Raw genomic sequence first — 7,590 nt, 5'->3', positions numbered from 1 at the left:
CCGTCGATAATATGGCGAGTAAGTTTCTGTTCGAGCGGGAGTTTATCATCCTCAGCTTTATCACGTTTGGTACTTACTCCTTCAAACATGGTGGTGAGCAAACCGAGTGGATCGTAGGTGCAAATATCACCGTCGAATTGTCTTCGATCGTAAATCAGATTCCGACAAATTTCTTGATGTTCGGGGGTGATTTTAGCGAGTGGTAAGATTTTATTCGGGCTGACAATTGCCGCATCCATACCCGCATTCATACACTCATGCAAAAACATCGAGTTCAATACTTGCCGCGCAGCGGGATTTAGACCGAAGGAGATGTTTGATAGTCCCAATAGAACGTGACACTGGGGTAGATTTTCGCGAATCATTTTAATTGATTCAACAGTGGCTTTGCCATTTTCGCGATCTTCTTCAATTCCGGTGGAAATTGGCAGTGCTAAAGGATCGAAGAAAATTTCATAGGCAGGAATACCATATTCTACCGCTGCTCGGTAGGCACGTTGGGCGATCGCAAATTTCCGCTCGGCGGTGCGTGCCATGCCTTCTTCATCGATCGTCCCGATGACAATTCCCGCACCATATTTCTTGGCAATTTCCAATACTTTATAGAAGCGTTCTTCGCCATCTTCATAGTTGGTGGAGTTCATTAAACATTTACCACCAGCTACTTTTAATCCGGCTTCCATTTTCTCCCACTCAGTGGAATCCAACATCAGCGGCAAGCTAACGTTATTTACCACGCGAGAAACCACCTCGTGCATATCCTTCACACCATCGCGTCCAACATAATCAACGTTGACATCGAGAATATGGGCACCTTCTTTAACTTGCGATTTAGCAAGTGAAACTAAACCATCCCAGTTCTCTTCGTTTAATAAATCGCGACACTTTTTCGAGCCACTGGCATTCAAGCGTTCGCCGATAATCAGGAACGAATTATCCTGATGATAAGGCTGGATTGACATCAATGAAGATGCCGCTGGTTCAAATTCAGGATGACGTTCTTTGACTTGTAAAGTAGAACCAATTTCCGCCAATGCTTTAATATGTTCTGGACGCGTACCACAACAACCACCAATTACCTGTACACCCCAATCTTCGACGAATTTATACATCGCCAATTTGAGTTCGACAGGCGTTAATTTGTAATGAGCGTGTCCGCCAATATTTTCTGGTAATCCCGCATTTGGGACACAAGAAACGACGAATGGCGATTGTTCGCACAGGTGCTTGATATGGGGAGCCATTAAATCTGGTCCAGTCGCACAATTTAAGCCTAGAATATCGATCGGGAATGGTTGCAGTGCCGTTAATAATGTCGCAATATCACTACCCGACAACATCGTCGCCTGGGGATTTTCAAACGTCGCCGACACCATAATCGGGATTCTGGCCCCTTTATTTTTAAAAACCACCTCAAGTCCATTGATTGCTGCTTTAATTTGCAGCACATCCATACAAGTCTCAATCAGAAATAGATCTACACCACCGTCATACAGGCCCGTAGCCTGTTCGGTGTATGCTTGCTCTAGCTCTTCATAACTAATATGCCCGATCGAAGGTAACTTAGTACCAGGACCGATCGATCCAGCCACAAATCGCGGCTTCTCAGGTGTCGAAAATTCCGCCGTACATTTTTTGGCGAGTTCGGCAGCAGTCTTGTTGAGATAATAAACCTGGTCTTCTAGTCCATACTCCGCTAAGGTTTGATAAGTACCGCCAAAGGTATCGGTTTCGATGACATCCGCACCCGCCGCCAAAAAGTCTTTATGCACTTTTGCAACAGCTTCCGGCTTGGTATGGACGAGATATTCATTACAACCTTCATACTCGGCACCTCCGAAGTCAGCCGCCGTGAGGTTTTGGACTTGGAGATTGGTACCCATCGCTCCATCGAAGACGATGACGGGACGTTCGGGACTGTGGAGACGTGCGAGAAAGGTACTTGTCATCGGAATCGTTTAGTAAGGAGTTATCTAGAGTATTGTCAAAATATCGATCGAGATCCCTTAACTAGTTACTTAGTTCGAGATATTGTCGCATCCTATTATAATAAAGTTTGCTCGGACTATTCATCGCAGATGCCACGTAGCTCGATTTGTAAACACTGCAAATTATACCCAAAGCGCGATTTTTTCCAGGGGAGCGACTGAAATCACGCGGAGGTTCCCTCCAGGTCGAGCGCGTCAAGACAAGACAGAGGCTACGCCAACGAGATTGGCTTACTCCTCGCAGGGAGTGAAGATCTGGGCGCTCCCATCCCCCGTCCCCCATCCCCCATCCCCCATCTCTTCCCTATATTTACATGCGTAGACTACTAGCTATGTTTACTCCATAAAATGGGCAAGATAGAACCATCATGGTCGATCGGTTCAGCTTACCGTATTTTTATTTCCACAGCAGCAAATTCTCGTTGGCGTAGCCGCGCCGCGAGGTAATCGATCTACAGCTTAAGAATTGCCAAAGTATTCAAACTGTAGGCGTACCGATCGGATACTCTAGAAGTGCGATCGAACTAGAGTTAACTAACTAATTAAATTTCGAGCGAGGGTTAAGCACCACCAGTTAATATGAAAATTCAACTACAACGACGCACTGGTTGGCTCGTTGGCGGAAAGCCCACTCCCCTGGAGCATCGATTAGATTGTGTGGCTTGCCAGCATTCGTTTACTAGCAATAGATTGGGTACTTTGCTCTGTCATGATGATGGATCGATCGTCGGCGACATCTGCATGGGTTGTCTCCGACAGGGAGCCAGCCACCTCCAGCAGCAGCTCAAGCGTCGCTCGATCTCCTTATTCCAACAACCTCCATCTGAAGCAAGTCCCCTGTCAGTCTACCGTCGAGCATTAGAACTCTCAGAGTTGGCAACCCAACCGCTGGCAATTCCAGCCTTTTACGTGTGGTGGTGGCAACGACTGACAACTTTTGTTGCCGATACACAGGAATTAGACAAAGCACGGCGAGCAGCGATAAATTGTCGCCATCGGCAACCAAAACCAACCAACATCACCTTCTCGACAGAGAAGCCATCGAAGGGTAAAGATGACTAGTGATTAATCATCCACGGGCGACCACCATGACTTTTCGCTCTGGCGCGTTGTGCGGGATCTAGATCGGTTTTTTTCACCAATTGTGGTTCGGGGTTTGCTGTTTTGCTCAGTCGCAAAGCACCATTTAATTGAATGCCAACATTTGAAAAAATTCGCCTTGCTGCTGTTTGGCATTCTGGGCAATGAGCGGGATTGCTACTTTCTGTCATCGTGCGCCATTCATCAAAGATGCCGCAGTCGTTACAGCGAAATTCGTATAGAGGCATGGGAGTAATTGAGAATTGAGAATTGAGAATTGAGAATTGAGAATTATAGAAAAAGTAGGGTGGGCACTGCCTACCACATAGGTTTCAGCTAATTCTAAGGGCATTGCCCACCACTTGGGATCGAGCTAATTACTAACTCAAATTGAGAGTAATAAATTTATCAAACAGGCAATATATTCTTGTCAAATATTGCAGTAGGAATAGCGACGGTACAACAAGCATTGGGGACATCGACGATCCCGCTGACTCGACCTTCGACGGGGGCGCAACTGAGGAGGAGATAGGCTTGTTCGCCTGTAAATCCAAATTTCTTGAGATACTCGATCGCATTCAAACAAGCACGACGATAGGCAATATGCACATCCATAAAGTATTGTTTGCCAAATTCATCGACGGAAATGCCTTCAAAGACTAGGTATTCCGAATAATGTGGTTCGACCGGACCGGGTTTGAAAATCGGATTTACCATCGCATATTTCTCCACGCCACCTTTGATAATCTCGACATGTAAGTCGATAAATCCCGACATTTCGATCGCGCCACAGAAAGAAATTTCCCCGTCACCTTGGGAAAAATGAATATCACCCATCGATAATTTGGCACCTTCGACGTAGACGGGAAAATAAATCTTGGTACCTCGGGAGAGATTCTTGATATCGCAATTGCCACCATGTTCGCGCGGGGGCACAGTGCGGGCGGCTTCAGCGGCGACTCGATCGAATTCCGCTCCTGGTAAAGTCCCCAAAATTGCATTCGTCGGATTGGGTAACGTCGCCAAGACAGGCAGATCTCCCGCAAAACCCGCCCCATAAGTGCGCCTGTCGGGCTGAGTTGCCACCAATTCCCGTTCGCGTTTGTTCCAGGTCGCTAGCAGCTCGTGGGATGGCGCACAGCCGATCAATCCAGGGTGAGTAATACCTGCAAAGCGCACGCCAGGGATATGGCGAGATTTGGTATAAATCCCTTCTAAGTCCCAAATTGCCTTAGCCGCCTTGGGGTAATGGTCAGTCAGGAAGCCACCGCCGTTGTTTTTGTCAAAAATACCAGTAAAGCCCCATTCATCGCCCTGTAAGGCACCGATGTCGAGGATATCGACGACGAGAATATCGCCCGGTTCGGCTCCATTTACCCAAATTGGTCCACTCAGGACATGCACGACGCTCAGATCGACATCGCGGATATCGTCGGGGCTATCGTTGTTTTTTATCTGTCCGTCCGTCCAGTCTTTGCACTCGATCCGAAAGATGTCCCCAGGATTGACGGAGGCGACGGCGGGGATGTCCGGATGCCAGCGGTTGTGTCCCGGCATGTCCTGCTTGTCCATCGATTTGGTCAGGTCTACTTGGAATAGAGTTTTTGGCATGGTTGGAAGCTAGGATATGTGGGTTGGTTTGAGTTACTGCGGAGATCTTTATTTACAACTGTAAATAAAGATCGGCTTCAAAACGATCGCGGCGCATAACGTCAGAAATAATCTTTTAATGTGTTATTAACAACCCAATAATTGTAGTGTCGCTTGGATTTTTCCAATCTTGCTAATGTCACTGTGTCCCTAGCCATACATTAATCCTCACTGGGTATGTAGCGATAATTCGATCGGCAAAATCCGACCCAAATTAATTCCGCAGAAATCAAGGCTCAGCAATACTGGCAATCGATTCCAAGCTGGAATAATTAATCTGTATATGTATGAAAATTATTAACTAATTCATCTAGTGATTAATGTATTGTAATATACACTTTGTCTGAAAAATATATCGATATAAGTCGATCGTCAATCGGGCAACCCGAATAATCTTGTCAACGCGATCGATTGTGCCGCCGCCATTTGTCCGTAGCAGAATACGCAGGGGATTGCGGGTGGTAACAGTTGTGCGAAATCTGCCATTAAATAAGGACTGCCATAAATAATTAATCCTTGTAATTGGTTGTTGGCTAATAACTGTTGAAATAACTGTTTCGCCACAGATGTAATTCCTAACCCACCCGAAAATGGACTAGTCCGAATGAAAAGTTGCAAAATAGCTGAATCTTCAGGCGCGATGGTAATCGTCGGGCTATGACGGTTGAGTAATTGAAGCTGGTAGCCGAGTTTGGTGGGGATGGTGATGGCTGGAGTACTACGACTGAGGAAGGTAGTATCTAAAATCTCTTCTAAGACGACGATATTCTTACCAGAACTTGGCTTGAGGGGCAAATTGCCCTGAGTCACGATCGAGTCTTGTAATATTCGATCGGCAACAGCCATCGTTTGCGGTTCGGCAAGAGTAGTAAAAGCAGCGGGTTGACTATTTACAGGCGATTGAGTGAGGGTAGCACCATCCCAATTTTGAAATAACTTCTGTTTGGCTCTCCAAATCCGCCCGACACTCTCTTTAATCCGTTCGGCACCAATCAGCCCCGACTCCACCGCATGACACACGGACTGAATCGCAATTTCGGGATCTACAGGCATCAAAATAATGTCCGAACCAGCCGCCACCGCCATCACAGGCGCATCATCCGCCCCATAGCGATCGGCAATTGCCCCCATAACTAGCGCGTCGGTACTAATCAACCCGTCAAAGCCTAAATTATGCCGTAATTCCTCAGTCATAATTCTGGGCGAAAGCGTTGCTGGCAGTTCGGGATCGAGGGCGGGAATCATTAAATGGGCACTCATGATACTATCGACACCCGCCTGAATTGCCGCTTTAAATGGGGGGAACTCGATCGAGTCCAATCGCGCCCGATCGTGGGGTATTACGGGCAACTCCCAGTGCGAATCTACGCCCGTATCCCCGTGACCGGGAAAATGCTTGGCGCAGGTTAAAACCGGATATGCCGCCGCTCCGCGAATGTAGGCAGTAGCTAACTGACTCACAATATCGGGAGTCTCCCCAAATGCTCGAATATTAATCACCGGATTAGCGGGGTTATTATTCACATCGACTACTGGAGCCAAAATCCAATTTATGCCCACTGCAAGGGCTTCCTGAGCGGTAATCGCGCCCATTTGACGAGCATACTCGATCGCCTTTGGTAAATCTGTCTGCGCGATCGCATTCAGCGCCATTGGCGGCGGAAACCAGGTACCACCTGTAAACCTTTGCCCGACCCCTTCTTCAATATCGGCGGCGATTAGTAAGGGATATGTCGCCCAGGCTTGTAACTGTTGGATGCGGAGGGTAAGTTCGCCAGCATTCCCACCCCAAAAGATTACCCCACCCACACCGAGATCGCCGATCCAATGTTTGAGTGTAGCTCGATCGCGTTCGCCAAATTCGGGATACTGAATCTGATGGTCGAATAAGTGGCTGGAAGCTCGAACGACAACCATTTGAGCGACTTGTTGGGCGAGGGAGAGGGTGTTGAGATCGGGGAATTGCATAAGGGGATGGGGGGATGGGGAGATGGAGGGACGAGGGGACGGGGGGAGTGCTTGATATTGCTTTTACTCCTAAAGCCTAAAGCCCAAAGCCTAATCTTCTAAATAATTGTTAAAATATAGGTAATCGCAAATTTCTCAATATAGGTGGCAAGCGAGGTATTTATTTAAAGATCTCGACGATCCTAAGCAGATGCAAAGACGAACTCTATTATCGGCTGCGTTGTTACCGATCGGTACAGCAACCGGACTTTATTTTTTAGCCACCAAGACACCCCCAATGACAAAGACACAAGGCGAATTTGAAATTACCAAAACTGACGAAGAGTGGAAACAAATCCTGACTCCCGAACAGTTTAGTGTATTGCGAAAACATGGTACAGAACGCGCTGGTACCAGTATTTTGGACAAAGAGTACGGGAAAGGTCAGTTTGTCTGCGCTGGCTGTGATTTACCGCTATTTGTCTCCGATACCAAGTTTAACAGTGGCACTGGTTGGCCGAGCTTCAACGATCCGATTCCTGGCGCGATCGAAACTTCCGTCGATAAGTCGTTCTTTTCTACTCGCACCGAAGTCCATTGTCATCGCTGCGGCGGACATTTAGGACATGTATTTGAAGATGGGCCAAAACCAACGGGTTTACGCTACTGTATGAACGGCATCTCGATGAAGTTTATTGCGGCGTAATTGCTATTCTAGGTTAATAGCAGGGGACGATTACCTAACGGTAGGCTGCGCCAACGATCGTCCCCTTTATCGACCGGATCGAAGTGAAGATATGCTAAAACTTCCCCACAGTTATTCTCCGATAGTTATAATAAAGATATCGATAAAACTCGATCGTACCGATAAGAATCGATCGTTGGCGCAGCCTACCGTTAGGTAATCGCTTCAACTGAATTATCG

At 47.2% G+C, this 7,590-nt stretch carries 6 protein-coding genes; 2 read left to right on the top strand and 4 right to left on the bottom strand.

Features of this window, described 5'->3' with window-relative positions; genetic code table 11:
* On the bottom strand, positions 1-1,949 hold a 1,949-nt coding region (locus RMO52_RS06230), incomplete at its 3' end, for a homocysteine S-methyltransferase family protein (protein WP_310411953.1).
* Positions 1,950-2,567: 618 nt separating this feature from the next.
* Here RMO52_RS06230 and RMO52_RS06225 point away from each other — a divergent pair.
* Positions 2,568-3,050, top strand: coding sequence for a hypothetical protein (locus tag RMO52_RS06225; protein ID WP_309742224.1), 483 nt, complete (start codon positions 2,568-2,570; stop codon positions 3,048-3,050).
* On the opposite strand, the gene RMO52_RS06220 is transcribed toward RMO52_RS06225, so the two are convergent.
* From RMO52_RS06220 to RMO52_RS06210, 3 genes are all read right to left on the bottom strand, one after another.
* The gene (locus RMO52_RS06220; protein ID WP_309742223.1) at positions 3,047-3,316 is read right to left on the bottom strand and encodes a zinc ribbon domain-containing protein; all 270 of its coding nucleotides are present in this window, start codon (positions 3,314-3,316) and stop codon (positions 3,047-3,049) included. The two genes, RMO52_RS06225 and RMO52_RS06220, sit on opposite strands and share 4 nt — an antisense overlap.
* 160 nt (positions 3,317-3,476) lie before the next feature.
* Positions 3,477-4,679 carry a formamidase gene (gene fmdA, locus RMO52_RS06215; protein WP_310411949.1) on the bottom strand — a complete coding sequence of 401 codons (1,203 nt, stop codon included), beginning with the start codon at positions 4,677-4,679 and terminating at the stop codon, positions 3,477-3,479.
* A 411-nt stretch (positions 4,680-5,090) separates the two neighbouring features.
* Positions 5,091-6,686 (bottom strand): glycoside hydrolase family 3 N-terminal domain-containing protein, encoded by a 1,596-nt coding sequence (locus tag RMO52_RS06210; protein WP_309742225.1) that lies wholly within the window; start codon positions 6,684-6,686, stop codon positions 5,091-5,093.
* 190 nt (positions 6,687-6,876) lie between these two features.
* Here RMO52_RS06210 and msrB point away from each other — a divergent pair, with 190 nt between their 5' ends.
* Positions 6,877-7,371, top strand: a complete 495-nt coding sequence (gene msrB, locus RMO52_RS06205; protein WP_310411946.1) for a peptide-methionine (R)-S-oxide reductase MsrB — start codon at positions 6,877-6,879, stop codon at positions 7,369-7,371.
* Positions 7,372-7,590 lie beyond the last annotated feature (219 nt).

Source organism: Chamaesiphon sp. OTE_8_metabat_110 (genome assembly GCF_031382685.1).
In the GTDB taxonomy this organism is placed as follows: Bacteria; Cyanobacteriota; Cyanobacteriia; order Cyanobacteriales; family Chamaesiphonaceae; genus Chamaesiphon.
The sequence above is the reverse complement of the archived record's forward strand: the minus strand, read 5'-3'. Positions and strand labels throughout refer to the sequence as shown.

Bases quoted from the DNA above. Each gene is read 5' to 3' on its own strand.
- RMO52_RS06225 (WP_309742224.1), top strand. From the start codon at position 2,568: ATGAAAATTCAACTACAACGACGCACTGGTTGGCTCGTTGGCGGAAAG.
- RMO52_RS06220 (WP_309742223.1), bottom strand. From the start codon at position 3,316: ATGCCTCTATACGAATTTCGCTGTAACGACTGCGGCATCTTTGATGAA.
- fmdA (WP_310411949.1), bottom strand. From the start codon at position 4,679: ATGCCAAAAACTCTATTCCAAGTAGACCTGACCAAATCGATGGACAAG.
- RMO52_RS06210 (WP_309742225.1), bottom strand. From the start codon at position 6,686: ATGCAATTCCCCGATCTCAACACCCTCTCCCTCGCCCAACAAGTCGCT.
- msrB (WP_310411946.1), top strand. From the start codon at position 6,877: ATGCAAAGACGAACTCTATTATCGGCTGCGTTGTTACCGATCGGTACA.